At 23.4% G+C, this 19,344-nt stretch carries 17 protein-coding genes; 14 read left to right on the plus strand and 3 right to left on the minus strand.

The window, feature by feature from the left end:
• Positions 1 to 38: 38 nt before the first annotated feature.
• Positions 39 to 716 carry a deoxyribose-phosphate aldolase gene (deoC, locus tag ACLFO7_RS00775; RefSeq protein WP_412032448.1) on the plus strand — a complete coding sequence of 226 codons (678 nt, stop codon included), beginning with the start codon at positions 39 to 41 and terminating at the stop codon, positions 714 to 716.
• A gap of 19 nt (positions 717 to 735) precedes the next feature.
• On the opposite strand, the gene ACLFO7_RS00780 is transcribed toward deoC, so the two are convergent.
• Entirely contained in the window at positions 736 to 939 is a 204-nt protein-coding gene (locus ACLFO7_RS00780; protein WP_412032449.1) for a hypothetical protein, read from the minus strand.
• Positions 940 to 1,039: 100 nt separating this feature from the next.
• Here ACLFO7_RS00780 and ACLFO7_RS00785 point away from each other — a divergent pair, with 100 nt between their 5' ends.
• The 6 genes from ACLFO7_RS00785 to ACLFO7_RS00810 all read left to right on the plus strand — a co-directional run bounded on the left by ACLFO7_RS00785 (position 1,040) and on the right by ACLFO7_RS00810 (position 9,385).
• Positions 1,040 to 2,374 carry an O-antigen polymerase gene (locus ACLFO7_RS00785; RefSeq protein ID WP_412032450.1) on the plus strand — a complete coding sequence of 445 codons (1,335 nt, stop codon included), beginning with the start codon at positions 1,040 to 1,042 and terminating at the stop codon, positions 2,372 to 2,374.
• 16 nt (positions 2,375 to 2,390) lie between these two features.
• Complete coding sequence (gene ligA, locus ACLFO7_RS00790; protein WP_412032451.1) at positions 2,391 to 4,403, plus strand: NAD-dependent DNA ligase LigA; 2,013 nt, start codon at positions 2,391 to 2,393, stop codon at positions 4,401 to 4,403.
• Positions 4,404 to 4,532: 129 nt separating this feature from the next.
• Positions 4,533 to 5,300 carry a triose-phosphate isomerase gene (tpiA, locus tag ACLFO7_RS00795; RefSeq protein WP_412032452.1) on the plus strand — a complete coding sequence of 256 codons (768 nt, stop codon included), beginning with the start codon at positions 4,533 to 4,535 and terminating at the stop codon, positions 5,298 to 5,300.
• Positions 5,293 to 6,804 carry a 2,3-bisphosphoglycerate-independent phosphoglycerate mutase gene (gpmI, locus tag ACLFO7_RS00800; protein ID WP_412032453.1) on the plus strand — a complete coding sequence of 504 codons (1,512 nt, stop codon included), beginning with the start codon at positions 5,293 to 5,295 and terminating at the stop codon, positions 6,802 to 6,804. Before tpiA ends, gpmI begins: the two co-directional genes overlap by 8 nt.
• Positions 6,805 to 6,828: 24 nt before the next feature.
• Positions 6,829 to 8,169, plus strand: a complete 1,341-nt coding sequence (gene eno, locus ACLFO7_RS00805; protein WP_412032454.1) for a phosphopyruvate hydratase — start codon at positions 6,829 to 6,831, stop codon at positions 8,167 to 8,169.
• 118 nt (positions 8,170 to 8,287) lie between these two features.
• The gene (locus ACLFO7_RS00810) at positions 8,288 to 9,385 is read left to right on the plus strand and encodes a hypothetical protein (protein ID WP_412032455.1); all 1,098 of its coding nucleotides are present in this window, start codon (positions 8,288 to 8,290) and stop codon (positions 9,383 to 9,385) included.
• A gap of 10 nt (positions 9,386 to 9,395) precedes the next feature.
• On the opposite strand, the gene ACLFO7_RS00815 is transcribed toward ACLFO7_RS00810, so the two are convergent.
• Positions 9,396 to 9,662: a hypothetical protein gene (locus tag ACLFO7_RS00815; protein WP_412032456.1), complete on the minus strand. Its 267-nt coding sequence runs from the start codon at positions 9,660 to 9,662 to the stop codon at positions 9,396 to 9,398.
• A complete protein-coding gene (locus ACLFO7_RS00820; protein ID WP_412032457.1) occupies positions 9,649 to 10,206 on the minus strand; it encodes a hypothetical protein in 558 nt (185 codons plus the stop codon). The genes ACLFO7_RS00815 and ACLFO7_RS00820 overlap by 14 nt, the downstream gene beginning before the upstream one ends.
• Before the next feature lie 191 nt (positions 10,207 to 10,397).
• On the opposite strand from ACLFO7_RS00820, the gene ACLFO7_RS00825 reads away from it, so the two are divergent.
• The 7 genes from ACLFO7_RS00825 (at position 10,398) to lon (ending at position 19,271) form a co-directional block, all read left to right on the plus strand.
• On the plus strand, positions 10,398 to 10,730 hold the full coding sequence (locus ACLFO7_RS00825; RefSeq protein WP_412032458.1) for an HU family DNA-binding protein: 333 nt from the start codon (positions 10,398 to 10,400) through the stop codon (positions 10,728 to 10,730).
• Positions 10,731 to 11,114: 384 nt separating this feature from the next.
• Positions 11,115 to 12,500, plus strand: coding sequence for a glycosyltransferase (locus ACLFO7_RS00830; protein ID WP_412032459.1), 1,386 nt, complete (start codon positions 11,115 to 11,117; stop codon positions 12,498 to 12,500).
• Positions 12,491 to 13,375: a UTP--glucose-1-phosphate uridylyltransferase GalU gene (gene galU / locus ACLFO7_RS00835; RefSeq protein WP_412032460.1), complete on the plus strand. Its 885-nt coding sequence runs from the start codon at positions 12,491 to 12,493 to the stop codon at positions 13,373 to 13,375. The genes ACLFO7_RS00830 and galU overlap by 10 nt, the downstream gene beginning before the upstream one ends.
• A gap of 142 nt (positions 13,376 to 13,517) precedes the next feature.
• Positions 13,518 to 14,357: an Abi family protein gene (locus ACLFO7_RS00840; protein WP_412032461.1), complete on the plus strand. Its 840-nt coding sequence runs from the start codon at positions 13,518 to 13,520 to the stop codon at positions 14,355 to 14,357.
• Positions 14,358 to 14,425: 68 nt separating this feature from the next.
• Positions 14,426 to 15,724, plus strand: a complete 1,299-nt coding sequence (gene tig, locus ACLFO7_RS00845) for a trigger factor (RefSeq protein ID WP_412032462.1) — start codon at positions 14,426 to 14,428, stop codon at positions 15,722 to 15,724.
• 113 nt (positions 15,725 to 15,837) lie between these two features.
• Positions 15,838 to 16,887, plus strand: a complete 1,050-nt coding sequence (locus tag ACLFO7_RS00850) for a hypothetical protein (RefSeq protein WP_412032463.1) — start codon at positions 15,838 to 15,840, stop codon at positions 16,885 to 16,887.
• Between the two features lie 71 nt (positions 16,888 to 16,958).
• Positions 16,959 to 19,271 (plus strand): endopeptidase La, encoded by a 2,313-nt coding sequence (gene lon / locus ACLFO7_RS00855; protein WP_412032464.1) that lies wholly within the window; start codon positions 16,959 to 16,961, stop codon positions 19,269 to 19,271.
• Positions 19,272 to 19,344 lie beyond the last annotated feature (73 nt).

Below are 19,344 nucleotides of genomic sequence, written 5' to 3' on the forward strand. Positions count from 1 at the left end.
TATATAAATGATAAATGAAAATTTAAAGGAAATTTCTTATGGATTATTTAAAATATGCTAAATATATTGATCATACATATTTAGGACAAGATGCTACTAGTGAACAAATAATTACTTTATGTGACCAAGCAAAAAAATATAAATTTTATTCTGTTTGTGTTAACCCATGTAACATTAGTTTGGCAAAGAAATGTTTAGAAGGTTCTGAAGTAAAAGTTTGTGCTGTTGTTGGGTTTCCTTTAGGGCAAAACACAACTTCAACTAAAATTTTTGAAACTACTGAAGCTATAAGACTTGGTGCTGATGAAATTGATATGGTTATTAATGTTCCAAAATTAAAAGGAAAATATTTTGATTATTGTTTATTGGAAATTAATCAAGTAAAAAGTTCATGTGATAATAAACCATTAAAAGTTATTGTGGAAACATGTTTATTATCTGAAGAGGAAAAAGTTTTTGCTTGTGAATTGATATTAAAAAGTGATGCTGATTTTATTAAAACATCTACAGGTTTTGCAAAAACAGGGGCAACAATTGAAGACATTCAATTGTTTAAAAAAATTATAGGAAATAAAAAATTGATTAAAGCAGCAGGTGGAATTTCTACTAGCCAAGATCTTGAAAAGTTTATTGAGGCTGGTGCTGATAGAATTGGTACATCAAGAGGTGTATCATTAGTAACAAATAGTTTTATAGGTAATGAAAATAAATATTAAACTAATTTAAAATAAGATTCTAGTATTTATAGAATCTTATTTTTGTGTCTAAATTAAGGAAAAATATGCAAATTTTATGATTGATTATATTGCCAATACTATTTTTTATAAATTCATATTGTATTGGGAAAATATATTCCAATTGATATAAAACTTTATCAACATCATATTCTATTGTAGCAGGATGATTTTCTCTTGTATCTATAATTGGTTTTTTATCCATACCTTTTTATTATGTTACTAATATTAGACCTTATTATTTATATTTTATTTTATCCATACAAATTTTTTTGACAATTTTATATTTTTTTAATTACAAAATAATGCTAATTGGTTTTTTTGTTGAAAAAGTAAAGATTATTACTTTATTAAGCATTTTTTTAATCATAGCTATTATTTTTACTTTATTTTTTTTCCATTCCAACATTGTTGATAGTTTTGTTTCTAAAAATGACAAAATAGTAAAAAATAGTTCATTATTTAATTTTTTTATTGATAATTTATTTGATTTTTATCATGTTGAAAGAATGTACTATAGCAAGTATTCATTACCAATATTTATTGCTTTTATTCTTGCATTCTTAATTTTTAGTTTTACAAAAAATAATTATGTTTTTAATATAAAAAGATTTATTTCTACATTACTTTTAACTTCTATTTTATCAACAATAATTTTTAGCAATAGTTCAAACAACTATAATAATTATTCATTGTTGTTTTTAGGATTGTTTTTTGCAATTCATTTTTTGGTTACAAAATATAAAGAAATAAATTATAAAAATAATTATTTTATCTATAATATTCTTGCACTTTATTTGGTCATTATTAATTCCAATAATTTTGCATATCTTTTGTTAATTCATGTTTTGTTTATAATGAGTAATTATTCAATGAAAAACAATTTTGGTTTAGATAATATATTAAGGGCAACAATATATCTATTGATACCCTCTACTTTATCTATTTTAACTCAGCCAATATATGTTCCAATAATTGTTTTTGTAGTATTTATTTTATTTATATCTATTTATTATATTCTTAGAAAAAATGTAAATTATTATGAGTATATTTACAAAATAGAAAATTTTTTGAATAATAAAATTCGATATATTATTATTTTTGTTTTTGCAATAATTTTAACAACTATACTAGTGTTATTTTTTAAAAACTCATACTATTTTGACATTAATATTTTTAAAATTAGTTTCAGATCATCTAATAATATTGTCTATCAGCAAGTGATGCTTTACTTATATTATGTTTTCTATGGTATACTTGTTATTTTTTCTTATGTTTATTTTATTTTCAAATTTCAATTAATTATTAAATCATATGTGCCAGCATATTTGATATCTATGTCTGTAATTTTAATTTACAATCCACTATTTATTTCATTGTTGTATTATGTTAATACTATTTATGAAATTGATTATTATATTTTCTTTTTAATTTTATTTTTAATAGTTTATTTATTTTTATTTAGAAATTCATTAAAAATAGATTTTAATAATAAACAAGTTCTATATGAAGACAAAAAATATTTTTTAAGTAAATCTAAATTATTTTTTAAATATAATTTAAATAAAATTTTATATAGTATGTATTGCATTACTTCTATATTTCTTGTTGTAATGCCTATGGTATTTAATTTAATTTAGAAAAAAAGGAAATAGTATGAATGATGAATCAAAAAAAGAGATAAAAAATAAGATGGATCAATTGGTTAAACAATTGAAACAATATGAATATGAATATTATGCATTAGAAGAACCAACAGTAAGTGATTATGAATATGATCAATTATTGAACCAATTGAAAAAATATGAGAATAATTTTCCTGAATTCATTAGATTTGATTCGCCCACAAAAAGAGTTGGTGGATTTATTTCTGAAAAATTTAATAAGGTTAAGCATAAAATACCAATGCTTTCATTAAGCAATGCTTTTGATGAGAATGATTTAATTAAATTTGATACCGATATAAAAAAAGAGCTTGGTATAAGTGATATAGAATATGTTGTAGAACCTAAAATTGATGGTTTAAGCATCTCATTAATTTATAAAAATAAGTTTTTTTATAAAGCTATTACAAGAGGAGATGGTTTGACTGGAGAAGATGTTACAGAAAATGTCAAAACTATTAGAACAATTCCTCTAACAATAGATTATGATGGTGAATTAGAAATTAGAGGTGAAATTTTTCTAGATAAAGAAAGTTTTCAAAAGATTAATAATGATCCAAATACTGTTAAAAAATTTGCAAATGCAAGAAATGCTGCAAGTGGATCATTAAGAAATTTAGATACTACAGTTACAGCAAATAGAAACTTAAAAGGATTTTTTTATTATGTCCCAGAAAATGAGAAAATTAATTTAAGTAAACAATTTGATATTTTAAAGTGACTAGATAGTCAAAGAATTCTAAGATCAAAAGATATTGTAAAATGTAAAGATATTTTTGAAGTATTAGACAGAGTTAAATATTTAACAGAAAATAGAAATAATTTTGATTATGACATAGATGGTATAGTAATAAAAGTTAACAATGTTAGTTTTTATGAAGAACTTGGTTATACATCAAAATTTCCCAAATGGGCTATTGCATATAAATTTCCTGCTAATGTTAAAGAATCAATATTGAAATCAATTGATGTTACAGTTGGTAGAACTGGAAGAATAAATTTTATAGCAAATATTGATCCTATTGAATTGGATGGAAGTGTAATTTCAAAAGCTACTCTTCATAATGCTGAATATATTTATGAAAAAGATATTAGAATTAATGATGTAGTTCAAATTTATAAAGCTGGGGATATTATTCCTAAAATATTGGGTTCAAAATTAGAAAATAGAGATGAAAATAGCATAAAATGAATTAAACCTACACATTGTCCAAGTTGTAATTCATTATTGAAACAATTTGAAAATGAAGTAGATCAATATTGTATAAACAAAAATTGTCACGAAAAAATTATTCAGCAGATTACACATTTTTGTAGTCGTGATGCTATGAATATAGATGGTGTATCAGAGTCTATTATTAGAAAATTATATGAAAATAATTTAATAAAGGACATTAGTGATATTTATTTATTAAAAGATAAAAAAGAAGAAATATTATCAAAGGATTTACTAATAAAAGATAAATCTTTTAATAATATAATTAAAGCAATTGAAAAATCAAAACAAAACTCTCTTGAAAAATTAATTTTTGGTCTAGGTATTAAACATGTTGGTTATACTGCTGCAAGACTTTTATGTAGAAGATTTAAAACTTTACAAAATATTGCTCAATTAACAAAGGATGAAATACAAGAAGTGGCTGAAATTGGCGATAAAATGGCTGAATCAATTATTGAATGGTTCTCTAATTCTAATAATATTGAATTGGTAGCTAAACTTTTATCATATTCTATAAATATGACATATATAGATGAATATGCAAATGTTAATGTTAAAGATGAAAATTTAATATTTATGAATAAAAGTTTTGTAATCACAGGATCATTCAATGATAATAGAAATACAATTAAAAATATTCTTGAAAGTGTTTATCATGCCAAAGTAAGTGGAACTATAACAAAAAATACAGATTATCTTATAACTGGTAAAAATGCTACTCAATCAAAAGTGGATAAGGCAAATACATTAAAAATTAAAATAGTGTCAGAAGAATTTTGAAAATAGTTTAATTTTTAATAAAATTATTGTTCTAGTATTTTAATTAAGTTTTTAAACTTTTTAGATTATTGATTATCTTTTTTACTACAATTAATAGTGTCTAGAAATCTTATTTTTTATTTGAAAGGTGTTGTTATGAAAAAAATGATTATTGGTAATTGAAAAATGTATAAAACAACTTCTGATATTAACATTTTTAAATCAGAATTTGAAATGGCTATTGATTCTGCAAATATTAATGTTGAATATGGAATAGCTGTTCCATCAATTTATTTATGTAAAGTTGTTGATATTTTTAGAAACAATAAAAACATTAAAATATATGCACAAGATGCACACTACAAAGAAGAAGGTGCTTACACAGGTAATATTTCATATAAACAGTTGTTGGATTGCAATGTTTATGGAAGTATTATTGGTCATTCAGAAAGAAGAGCAATGTTTAATGATACAGATGAAGAAATTAATAAAAAAGTACTAGCATTATCTAGAAACGATCTTTCAACAATTTTATGTGTTGGGGAAACATTGTTGGAATATCAAAACAAAATATCTGTATCTATAGTAATTAATCAATTAAAAAAAGCATTAAATTCTGTTATGGATAATGATGTAAAAAATGTAATTATTGCATATGAACCAGTATGAGCAATTGGTACAGGTATTGTTCCAAAACCAGAAGAAGTTGATTTAATAATAAAAGAAATCAGAAAAACTATTTCTGAGTTATATAATCCTAAATTTGGTAATTCAATAAAAGTATTGTATGGTGGTTCTGTTAATGCTAAAAATATTAATGATTTTTTAAAATTAAATTCTATTAGTGGTTTTTTAGTTGGATCAGCATCTTTGAAAGGATCTGATTTTGCAGAACTTCTAGAACTTGGGGGTAAAGATGCGTAAAAAACCAATTGTTTTAGCCATTTTAGATGGTTTTGGCGAAAGAGAAAATGAGTTTGGTAATGCTATAAAAAATGCTAGCATGCCATGTTATCAATCTTTGCTAAAAATGTTTCCACATATTTATCTTGATGCATCAGGCGAAAGTGTTGGATTGCCAATTGGTCAAATAGGAAATTCAGAAGTAGGTCATTTAAATATTGGGGCTGGTAGAGTTGTTTACACTGGTTTATCACTAATTAATAAAGATATAAAAGATAAGATTTTTGATACAAATCCAGCATTATTGTCTGCTATTAAACATGCTATTAAAAATAAATCAAAATTTCATGTAATGGGTTTATTTTCAAATGGTGGAGTTCATTCAAATCAGGAACATATATTTAAGATTATTGAAATTGCCAATGCTTATGGATTAACTCCTATTATACATATCTTTGGCGATGGACGTGATGTTGCCCCTCAAACACTAACAAAAGATATTAAGTTACTTCTTGAATTGCTAAACACATTGAATGGCAAAATAGGTACAATTGCTGGAAGGTTTTATGCAATGGACAGGGATAAAAGATTTGATAGAACTGAATTAGCTTATAAAACACTGTTGGGATTAAATGAAAATTATTATGTAGATCCATTAGAATATGTTAATTCTCAATATCAAAAAGAAATATATGATGAGTTTTTAGAACCTGCAACAAGAAATGATGAGTTGGTGCATATTTCAGATAATGATGCAATTATTTTTGCAAACTTCAGACCTGATAGAGCAAGACAACTATCACATATGTTTATTGGTAGTGAGTTATATGATTATTCATGTCCAAAAAAATTAAATAATATATATTTTGCTACAATGATGAATTATGAAGGTATTAATCCACATGGTGTTTTATATCCTAAAGTTGTTATTAAAAATACCTTAGGTTCTATTATTTCAGAAAATGGATTAAAACAATTAAGAATAGCTGAAACAGAAAAATATGCTCATGTTACTTTCTTTTTTGATGGAGGAGAAGAAATTGATTTACCAAATACAGACAAAATTTTAATTCCATCTCCAAAAGTCACAACATATGATTTAGCACCAAATATGAGTGCAGTTGAAATTACAAATAAATTATTAGAAATAATTCATGAATATGATTTTATTGTTTTAAATTATGCAAATCCAGATATGATTGGTCACACTGGAAATTATGAAAAAACAATTAGTTCATTAGAGTGTTTAGACAAACAAATATTACGATTATATGAAAATGTATCAAAATTAGGTGGAACTTTATTTATAACTGCAGATCATGGAAATGCAGAAGAAATGATTGATGAAAACAATAAGCCTATTACAAGGCACACAACAAATAAAGTTCCATTTCTTGTTACAGATAGTAAGATAGGTTTGATACAAAACAAAGGAAATTTATCTAATATTGCACCCACAATATTAGATTATATAGATATTGATCAACCTAAAGAAATGACTGCAAAGTCATTAATTAAATGATAATTCAACTAAAATAAGGAGAAATATATGACAAATAAATTTATTATTACAAAAATCGAAGCTTATGAAGCAATTGATTCAAGAGGATATCCTACAGTTGCTACAAAAGTGTATTCTGATAGAGTATATGCTAAAGCTATGGTGCCATCAGGTGCATCAACAGGTGAACGTGAAGCTGTTGAATTAAGAGATGGAGATAAAAATAGATACAATGGTAAAGGTGTATTAACAGCTGTAAACAATGTCAATACAATAATTGCAAATGCTATTGTTGGATTGGACTGTAGAAATCAAGAAGAAATAGATAACTTAATGATTCAATTGGATGGAACTTACAATAAAGGTAATTTAGGAGCAAATGCAATATTGTCTGTTTCATTAGCAGTTGTAAAATTAGCAGCAATATTATCAAATAAACCACTATATCAATATATTAGTGAAAATATTTTAAAAGAAAAAAGAACTCATTATATTATGCCTGTTCCAATGTTAAATGTTATTAATGGTGGAGCACATGCTGATAACACAATAGATTTTCAAGAATTTATGTTTATGCCAGTTGGAGCAAATAGTATTAAACAAGCAATTCAAATGGCTTCTGAATGTTTTCATGCATTACAAAACATTTTAAAATCAGATGGTTATAATACAAATAAAGGTGATGAAGGTGGATTTGCTCCAAATTTAAAAGATGCAAATCAAGCACTTTCTTTAATGGTAGAAGCTATTAAAAAAGCTGGATATATTCCTGGAGATGATGTTTCAATAGCATTAGACTTAGCTTCAAGTGAATTGTATGATGAAAATAACAAAGTTTATGTATTAGAAAAAGCTATTAATGCAAATATCATTTCTAAAGAAGAAGGTACATTAACATCAACAGAAATGATAAATTATTGAGAACAACAAATCAATGAATTTCCAATCATATCCATCGAAGATGGATTGGCTGAAAATGATTGAGAAGGATTCAATCAAATGGTAACAAGACTTGGTAGTAAAATTCAAATTGTTGGTGATGATTTATTTTGTACAAATCCAGAAATTACAGAACGTGGTATACAAGCTAATGTTGCAAATTCTGTATTGATAAAAGTTAATCAAATAGGAACTTTAACAGAAACAATTAAAACTATAAAATTAGCTCAAAATGCTGGTTGAACTGCAGTTGTTTCACACAGGTCTGGAGAAACAGAAGATACTACTATAGCTGATATAGTTGTTGGAATGGGAACTGGTCAGATAAAAACAGGTTCTATGAGTAGATCTGAAAGAATTGCTAAATATAATAGACTAATTGAAATCGAAAATGAATTAAAAGATAAATCTATATATTTGGGCAAAAAAGCTTTTACAAGTGTAAAGTAGAAAATAAATTTTTATTTTTATCTATTAGATAAAATATAAACCTTTTAAAGGTTTATATTTTTATTATCAAATAGACTTATAATTTTACTTAATATATAATGTTTGTTGAGGGTTAATTATGGTTAGTATTATAAAAAAAATGACTGATGTTTTAGTTTCAGATAAACAACTATATGATGAATGTGGTGTTATTTTTACTTATTTAAATGAATTGAAAATTAATTTTTCAAATATTGAATACCATAATATAGCATGACAATATAGTCAAGTAATTGAAATAGTATATTCAAATAAATTAGAAAATATTAATTTAAATATTTTTGATGTCATTATTGGTTTTGCTAATGAAAACCATGCTACTACAAAAGTTAAACAATTAATTTCAGCAAATTTTGATACAACAATATTTATTTCTGATTATAGAAAAAACAACCCAGTTATTAAATATTCACTGTTTGATAATATTTCAGATGAACTTTTAAATTATCCTTGTTATAAAAAAATGGATAAAAAGAAAAATATAGTAAGTGAATATAATATATTAACAAATTACGAAAAAGAAGTTTTTGAAAAATTAATTAATTCTACTTATTCAAATAATGGTTTGTATTTTGTTGGATTTTTTATTTATTTACATATGAAATTTAATTCAACATTACCTGTATTAAATGTTAATAGAAGTTTGTTGGTAAATTTATATTTAATGAAAACAAAATTACTTTTTGCACCAACTTTGTGTATTAGTTATCCTCTATATCATAACCATAATGAATTTTTATATTTATTTCAAGAAGTTAATGATGATCCAAAAGAAATTATTAAATTTTCAAGATTGTGCTTTGATATTATTAAGCAAGCTGCAATTATAAATAGAGCTTTTGTTTCAAAAGCAATTGTAACTTATAGTTTATTAGAAGAAATTATTTCAAAAAATAAAGTATTAAAAATGCTTGAAAATAAACCATATAAAAATTTATTTAAAATATTAGCTTTTGATAAAAATATGCTTAAAAAGTATTTGGAAATAAATGATATAAGCGATGTTTTATTAATAATTGATGAATTAATTAAATTAAATTTAATTGTTAACATTTCAAATAGGGAAAATCAAGATTTTTATATGTTTAAAGAATTATTTAAAGCAATAAAGAGATTAGATAGAAATAAATCACAATCAACTGCTCAAATATTTAAATTAAGAGAAAATATGAATTAAAAAAAATAGGTTAATTATACCTATTTTTTTTATTTGTATGATTTATGACAGTTTTTATTATGTTCCCTTTAATAATAAAACTTATTTTTTCTTGATTATTTATTAATCTAATGTCTCCATTTTGAAATTTTTGATCAATTACTGAGTTTTTAATTAACTCTTCTATATATGGATATAATTGGTAATCTTCTAATTTGGATATATCTATTCTTTCTTTAATTCTTCTTCTAGCATGATGAGTGAGTACCCAATCTGTAACTTTTTTATAGTAACTCATTATTATAAATCCTATTAATAAGATGATTTATTGAAGCTAAAATAATTGAGTCTGCAACAATTCCAAAAAAATAACTCATAATAATTAATTTCTTAGATGCTATTATGTTTTCATAATTTTTATACTTTGTTTTAACTTCAATAATGCTTTTATGTGAGACAATTTTGAACATTAATGAAAACATAAAAAATATTATAGCAGAACCTGTAGCACATCAAGCAACTAAATATGAGTAAAATGAAGTGTATAAACTATTCCCATCATCTGAATTTGCAATAATATATTTGTCATATCATCTTAGTTCATTTAAAAGATCTTTATTTATTTTTACAACAATAACTTCTAAATAACCAATAATAAGCAATAATATAGCAATTATTAATAATGATGAAAAAATTATAGAACCTATATAGTTTCTTCTTGCTCTTAATAAAATATTATATACAATTGTTTTTTCTTCTAATTCATTAGTTGTATAGTAATTTGAAATAATATTTTTGTGATCATTTGTAAGGTTATAGTTTTTAAGCACATTATTTACCAAATTACCTAATATTTTACACTTTATATTTTATAAAAAAAGATTTTTTGCTAAATATTTAAAATATATTTTATTTATATATATTTTTATTTGCTTTTTTTTACTATTTTAATATAAAATTATATATGTCTATGTTAGTGTTATAATAATATATAAACTAGCAATTTATGTGTGAATAAATTTGGAGGAAACACATGGGAGTAAAATCTGTTGAAAAATTAGTAATTACTAATACTAAACCATTAACAAAAAAAGAAATTTTTAAATTAATAAGTGGAAATGCTAATATTGCAGAAAGTGTTATTAGAGATATTTTTGATGACTACACTAAATTACTATTTTCAGAATTAGATAGATGTGGAGAATTCAAATTATTGGATTTAGGCAAGATTAAAATTAGTCATACTGATGCAAGATTGGGAACTAACCCTTTAACAGGTGAAAAAACAGTTTTTAAATCAAAAACTAAACTTAAATTTTCTTTTTCTAAACAATGCAAAGAATTTGCTGACACACTTTATATTTAGTTGTCTAACAATTTTGAAAACCTATTATTTTAATTTAATAAATAATAGGTTTTTTATTTTAATTATTTTAAATTACACAAATTAGTTTAATATGATAATTAATTAATGTTATCATATAGTTAATTGTAGAAATTTTTTATATTTTTTAGAGGTATCATGAAATTTAATCACAAATACTTTGTTCCAAAGAGAGAGAGAGAGAGTTTACTATATATAATTATTATTATTTTATGATTAATAATTTCTTTATTTTCTATTTGATTTCTAATAGTTTTTCAATGACACAACACACTTAATTCTAAGCAGCCTATAGTTGCACAAGTTTTTTTAATTATTAATTGATTTTTTATAGATGTTTTATATTGTAATGGTATAAAAGACTTTATGTTTGTACTAACATATTATTTTTTTTTAAAAAATAAAAAATATAGGATTGATTATTTAGACAATGATATAACTAATAAAAAAGTAATTATTTTATATACAACATGTAATGATTTTGATGCCAAAGCATTGTTGGCATGCATGAAACAAAATTATAGTAATTTTGAAACTTTTATTTTAGATGATTCTTATGAAGAAAGCTTTAAAAATGAAATTGATAAATTTGCACAACTGCATAGAAATGTTAAAGTAATTAGAAGAAAAGATAGAAAAGGTTTTAAAGCTGGCAATATTAATAATTTTTTAAAAAATAAAAAAGATTATGATTATTTTGTTTTATTAGATAGTGATGAAATCATTCCTTGCAATTTTATAGAAAAAACTATTATTTATTTTAAAGACAAAAGTGTTGGAATAGTTCAAGCAAATCATGAAGCTAAAAGAGTTACAAACATATTTAATTTTATGGGTTCTAAGGGTGTTGTAAGTGCTTGAACAACATTTATAAGTGTTAAAAATTATTTTGGTAGTGTCACATTAAATGGACATGGAGCAATGATATCAAAAGAGTGTTATTTGGATAGTGGAGGGTTTCCTGAGATAGTAGCAGAAGATTTAGGATTAACATTAAGTGCATTAAATGCTGGATATAAATCTGTTTTTGCAAAAGAAATATTATGTGATGAAATGTTCCCAATTGATTATTTAGCTTTTAAAAAAAGAAATATAAAATGGACACAAGGCAATTTTGAATTTTTTAAAAAAGTTGGTGGATGAAAAATTTGAAAATTAAAAATTCCTTTTCATCAAAGAATTGATTTATGAATGTCTAGTACATCATTATCATTAACAGTTTTTTCTTTATTTGCTACATTAATAAACTTTACAATTTTGTATCCAATAGGGTTTAAATATAATTTTATATATCTAATTTGGATATTTATAATAATACTAACAATAACACCTATGCTGAATGATATTATATATTATTTTGGTAAAATAAATTTTTTTATATTGTTGTTAAAATTGTTTTTTGATTACTTACTTTATCCATCGATGATGGTAAGTTCTTTATCTACTTTATTGTTATCTATTTTTGGAAAAAAAGCTAAATTTATAATTACTCCTAAAAATGAGAAAAAATATAATTTATGAGACTGTATTAAATATAATTGAAAAGAATTATTTATAGCTTTATTATCAACAATTATTTTGCCAATAATATTTATTTTTGTTCATGAGTACAGATACATTTTCTTAATTTGATATATATTATTTGTACTTCCTTTAATTGGCACCATTCCGTTAACATTAATGAGCAATATTAAAGTATATAAAAGAAATCTTAAACCAAAAAAAATAAGAGGTAAAATAAAATGAAAATAAGAAAAGCAATAATTCCAGCAGCTGGGCTTGGAACACGTTTTTTGCCTGCAACTAAATCAATTCCAAAAGAAATGTTACCTATAATAGATAAACCAACAATTCAGTTTATTATAGAAGAATGTGTTAGAGCAGGAATAGAAGAAATTATAATAGTTGTTTCATCTTCAAAAAATTCTATAATTGACCACTTTGACTACAACTATGAACTAGAAGAAAGACTAAAAATAAAAAATAAAATAAAAGAGAAAAATGAAATAAAATCAATTGCTGACATGGTTAATCTATACTATATTAGACAAAAAGAACCATTAGGTTTGGGAAATGCTATTCATATTTGTAAATTGTTTATAAATAATGAACCCTTTGCTGTTTTATTAGGTGATGATGTAATAATAAATAATAAAACTAAGAAATATGGAATAGCTGAATGTATAGATTTATTTGAAAAAACTAAGTCTAATGTTTTGGGTGTTCAAATAGTAGAAGATAAAGAAATATCAAAATATGGAATTACTGATGTTCATAACATTGTTGATAATCAATACTTTGAAATAAAGAATGTTATTGAAAAACCAAAAATAGGTGAAAATCCTTCAAATTATGCAATTTTTGGAAGATATGTTTTTAATCCAGAAATATTTGATGAAATTGAAAAAGTAAAAGAAGATATAAATGGAGAAATACAATTAACAACTGCAATTCAAACATTGATAAAAAAACAAAAATTATATGGAAAAATATTGTCTAGTCATAAGTATGATTTAGGATCAAAAACAGGATTTGTTAAAGCTGTTATTGATAGTGCTATAAATAGGGATGATATATCTGATGAAATATTAGAATATATAAATAAAATTAAGGAAAATGTTAAATAGATTTATTTCAATAATTTTACAAAAATTTTAGTTATGATAAAATAAATATGTAGTTCTTAGAGTACCATTTATGGCTCTAAGGGTTTTTTATTTTATCCTAGATTTTTGTTTTATAATCAATAACATTGTGGTAATAAATATTATGTGATTTAAAGAATTTAAAAATAAAAAATATGAACTTGACGAATTAGATTTAAAACACAATTTATGAAGAATGAAAAATGATCTTTTGTGATTATGTAAAAATACAAATAATATTAGTAATTTAGCATCCATTTATTGATTCGATATTGATTTAAAGAATATTTGTTTTCCTTGAGTGTTAAAACTTGAAAGAGAATTTAAATCAGTTTTTATTTGATATTATAAACAAAATTTTCGCACAAATGATTCACAGTATTTATTAGATAAAAAATATTACAATGTTAAGAAAAACAATACTAAAAAAATAGATAAAATTATTTACAATGTTGAAGATATTTTAGCAAAAAAAAGATCAAATAACATAGATGAACTTGTTTTTGCTTTGACATTTGGCGAATTTGTGACAACATTTACACACTATAATGAGTCTATTTTTAATAAAGTGTCTTTTTCTTTTAATTTATCTCCAGATATATTTTGTAATATTTTAAAATTTTTAAATATATTAAGAAATTCTATTGCTCATAATAAAACAATTTTAAAAATTGTAGATGAAAAAAATAACAAGAGATTTAGTTTAAAGACTTCATTTTTTGATTTTCAAATTACTAAAGAACATGTAGATATTTTATCAATAAATGCTGGTGGAATAATTTATGTTATTTCTAAGATGATAAGAACACCAAACATGAATAAAACAAAAGCATTTTTAAAAGAAGTTGAAAATCTTTTAAAAAGATTAAAGTATTCATTGGATTCAAAAAATACATATTTGGATTTTGTAAATAAAATTTTTCTTAACTATAAAGACCAAATTTTAAATAATAAAAAATTTTAATAATAAAAAAATTCTAATAATACTCTTTTATTTAATATAATAATTAAAGTTATTTTGTGGAGAATTATATGAAAATAATTGAATGTAAAAAGAGTAATAATTCATATGTTGTTAAAGTTGATGTTGATAAAAAGGAATGAATCAAAGAACAAGAAAAAGCTACAAAATTTTTAGCTTCTGAAATTAAAGTTCCAGGTTTTAGAAAAGGTAATGTTCCTTTTGAAGTAGCATCAAAAAGAGTGAAATTACAAGATGTTTTTTCAAGAGCACTTGATAAGATTATTCAAGTTGTTGCTAAGAATGTTATAACAACTCCTGAATTTAAAAAAATTGAAGATGATATTTTAGAATTGCCACCATCAGTAGATGTTGCTAAACTTTCACAAGATGAACTTCAATTAAATTTTTCTTATGTATTATATCCAGATGTTAAAGTTGATGGATATAAAAATATTAAATTGACAGCAAAAATAAAAACTGTTACTGAACAGGATATAAAAACTCAACTGGATAATTATTTAGCAAAAAATGCTATGACTATTCCTAAAGAAAAAGGATGAGTTGCAAAGGATGATATAGTAACTTTTGATTTTAAAGGATTTGTTGATGGAAAACCATTTAAAGGTGGAGAAGCAAAAAATTATGAACTTACTATAGGTTCTGGACAATTTATACCAGGATTTGAAGATCAAATGGTTGGAATGGCTATTGGTGAACAAAAGGACATTAATGTTACATTTCCAAAGGAATATCATGAAAAAAAATTAGCAGGTAAACCAGCAAAATTTGAAGTTAAAATACATTCTATTAGTGTTTTAGAAAAATCTAAAATGGATGATAATTTTGTAAAAACTTTACAAATTAAAGATGTTGAAACAGTTGATGCTTTAAAAAAGCATATCAAAGAAAATTTAGCAAAAACTTATAAAAGCGAATTTGAGCAACAACAAAAATCAGAAATTTATAAATCAATTCTAGATATTGTAAAAATAGATAATATTCCACAAGCTTTAATTGAAAGAGAAAAGGCAAAAATTTCTAGAAATACTGAGCAACAAATGTCTATGTATGGAATTAAAATAGATCAATATTTACAAATGATGAATATTAGTAAAGAAGAATATGATAGACAACAATCTGAAGCAGCAATACAAAATTTAAAAATATCTATGGCTATTTTAAAAATTTGTGAATTAGAGAAAATTGAAGCTTCTGAAAAAGAATTGCAAGAAGAATTAGAAAAAGCAGCAAAAATGTATAACATGAAAAAAGAAGATATACTTAAAAATGTGAATAATGACTTGTCAATTTTTGAGTCTTTTATTGTTGAAAGAAAAGTAGTAGATTTTTTCTTAAATAAAAAATAATTAACTAGATTTAATATATATCTTGTATTAAAATTCTTTCATACAAGATATATATTTATTTTATTAATTTAAATTAATTTTTTGTATATTCTTTATAATAGTTAAGGTATTTTATGAATAAACTATTTTTTTATATTTCTATTCCAACAAGTATAGTAGCAACCGTTGTAGGTGTTGGATTGACATTTGCTTTTTTACCAAATTTCTTAGAGAATCAAAAATTTGAAAAAATATATAATATGGAAAAAGGAAAATCAGATTCTAATTCTATATTGCAAGGTGAGTACAACATTATATTTAGTTCTAACAATTCAATGAATCAAGTGTTAAATGAATATAATAATTCCAATAATAAAAAAGAATTCTTAAATAATAAGTTATCTTTGGTTTTTAATAAAGATACTATAAATATAGACACCCTAAATCAAGAAATTCAAAAATTAAATGCTCTTTCACAAGAACAAATAAAATCATGAGAAGAATATAAAAGACAAAATATAATTTCAAATAATTATTTTTGAAACTTATTTCAGACAAAAAATTATTTTACATTATTAAATTCAATAACGTTTATTAGTACAAATTACACTGGCTTTATCTTTGGGTTGATTTTATTTGTCCCTGGCATCATTGGGTTTATAGGACTAATTTCATTTTATTACACGTCAAGAAAACATGGCTTTACTTCTGATATGGAATATGATGGTATAATTACATCCAAAGAAAAAGAAGAATTTGATAATGGTGTAGAAAATCAAACTTTTGATAGATCTAAGGCAATAGATGCTATTTCAAAAAGTGATGAAATGAAAAAGTACCTTGAAAAAAATAGTAGATTAGGGTTTCAAAATCCTCTTCTACAACCAAAAGAAAAATTAAATGGTGATAAAATAAAATATTCATCTTCCCAAAAAGAACATTTGGAATCTGATGTTATTAGACCTAAATCACCATTATCAGAACAAAAAGTGGATTTAGAAAATAATCAAAATTTAAATAAATCAAAATCATTTATTTTTTATAAGAAAATAAATCAAAAAAATAAAACTAAAAAAATTAGTTTAAATTTTATAAAACAAGTTAATCAAAAAAATAAAATTAATTTGAAGAAAGAAAAAAAACTTTCTAGAAGAGAAATAGATAAAATATTACAAGGCGATTAAAATTATCACTTGTATAGTTAATCTGCTAAAAATTGTGTATAATTATGTAGAAATATCAAAAAAGGGGTGTTATGAAGAAAAATAATTTTACTAACTTATTAATAACTAGAGGAATAATAGTTTTCCCACAAACAAAAGCAGTTGTTGAAATTGGTAGACAAATTTCAATGAATGCTATTGATGATTGTATATCTAAAAAAACTAATATCATTTTGGTATCTCAAAAAAATCCTGCATTGGATACACCTAAGAAAAATGATATTTATAAGGTAGGTACTCTTTGTAAAGTTGATATTCAAGCAAAGCAAGAAGATGGTTCTTATACAGTTATTTTTACTGGTATCAAAAAAGTTAAACTTACAAAAATTAATGACAATACAACAAAGTTCTTTACTGCAGAATATGTTGATGTTGATAAAAATAAAGCACTTAATAAATCAACAATTGCTTTAATAAACGAAATGATTGAAACTTATGAACCAATTTTGTTAAACAACCAATTTGTTAAAAGAGAGCAAAATTTAAAAGAATGATTAGTTGCTAATGATAAAAAAGAATTAGCATTAAATTGAATTTCAGGATTAGCTAAAATAGATTTAGATAGCAAACAAAAGATTTTAGAATCAAATGATTTAAACTATATTTGTACAAAAATATTGGCTTTAACTATTGATGATGATGAATCTAAAAAAATTGATAATACAATAACAAAAAAAATTAATTCTAATTTGTCAAAACAGCAAAAAGAATTCTATTTGAGAGAAAGAGTAAGAGCTATTAAAGAAGAACTTGGAGATATCACAAGTAAAGAAGATGATGCTGATTCAATTAGAGAGAAAGTAAGAACAAATCAATATCCTGATCATATTAAAAAAAGAATTTTGTCTGAATTGAATAAAATGGAATCTGCTAGTAATTCTAATGAATATTCAATTACTAAATCATATGTTGATTGATTAATGAAACTTCCTTACTGACAACAAACAGAAGATACTAAATCATTAACAGAGGTTGAAAAAATTCTTGAAGAGAATCATTATGGTTTGGAAAAAGTGAAAGAAAGAATTATTGAATATCTTGCAATTAGAATGAAATCATCTAATACTAAAGGATCTATTATTTGTTTGGTTGGACCTCCAGGTGTAGGTAAAACATCTCTTGCACAATCAATTGCACAAGCATTGAAAAAGAAATTTGTTAAAGTTTCGCTTGGTGGTATGAAAGACGAAAGCGAACTTAAAGGTCATAGAAAAACATATATTGGTGCAATGCCTGGTAGAATTATAAAAAGTATGAGCAAAGCAGGAGTTAATAATCCAGTATTTTTACTTGATGAAATTGATAAATTAGCAAGTGATCATAGAGGTGATCCTGCAAGTGCAATGCTTGATATTTTAGACCCAGAACAAAATAAGTATTTTAGTGATAATTATATTGAAGAAGATTATGATTTATCTAATGTTTTATTTATTGCAACAGCAAATTATGAGGAAAACATTCCTGGACCACTACATGACAGACTTGAAATTATAAGATTAAGTTCATATACTGAAAATGAGAAAAAATCAATTGCAAAAAATTACTTAATTAAAAAAGTTTTAGCTGAATCAAATTTAAAAAAGGATGAATTAAAATTCACAGATAGTGCTCTTGAATATATTATTAAAAGATATACTAGAGAAGCTGGTGTTAGAGAAGCTGAAAGATTAATTAGACAAATAGCTCGTAAATTTGTTGTTAGACAGCAAAAAGAAGGATTAAAATCTGAAGAAATTACAGTGGATAAAGTGAAATTTTATCTTAAAAAAGAGTTGTATGACTATACAGTAAAAGATAAAGATCCAATTCCTGGAGTTGTAAATGGAATGGCATATACTTCAACTGGTGGAGATTTACTCCCAATAGAAGCTACATATTCTAAAGGTAAAGGTAAAATTTCAATTACTGGTAACCTTAAAGAAACTATGAAAGAATCAGTTTCTGTAGCTTTAGGTTATGTAAAAACTAATGCTGAAAAATTTGGGTTAGATCCTGATTTATTCAGTAAAATAGATTTACATGTTCACGTTCCAAGTGGTGGAATTCCTAAAGATGGACCTAGTGCAGGAATAGCATTAACAACAGCAATATTATCTTCATTGAAAAATGTTAAAATACCTAGTAATGTAGCAATGACTGGAGAAATTACTTTAAGAGGAAGGGTATTAATAATTGGTGGTGTAAAAGAAAAAACTATTTCTGCTTTTAGAGGTGGTGCTAATAATATTTTCATGCCAAAAGAGGATGAAAGATATTTAGATGATGTTCCAAAAGAAATACTTTCAAAAATTAAAGTAACTTTAGTTGAAAATTATGAAGATGTTTATAACAGACTATTTAAATAATTAATTTAAAAATAAGAACAGCATATGTTCTTATTTTTTTATTAAATTTAATAAAATAGTGTATTATATATTA

The organism is Malacoplasma muris (assembly GCF_046774425.1).
Lineage (GTDB): Bacteria > Bacillota_I > Bacilli_A > Mycoplasmatales > Mycoplasmoidaceae > Malacoplasma > Malacoplasma muris.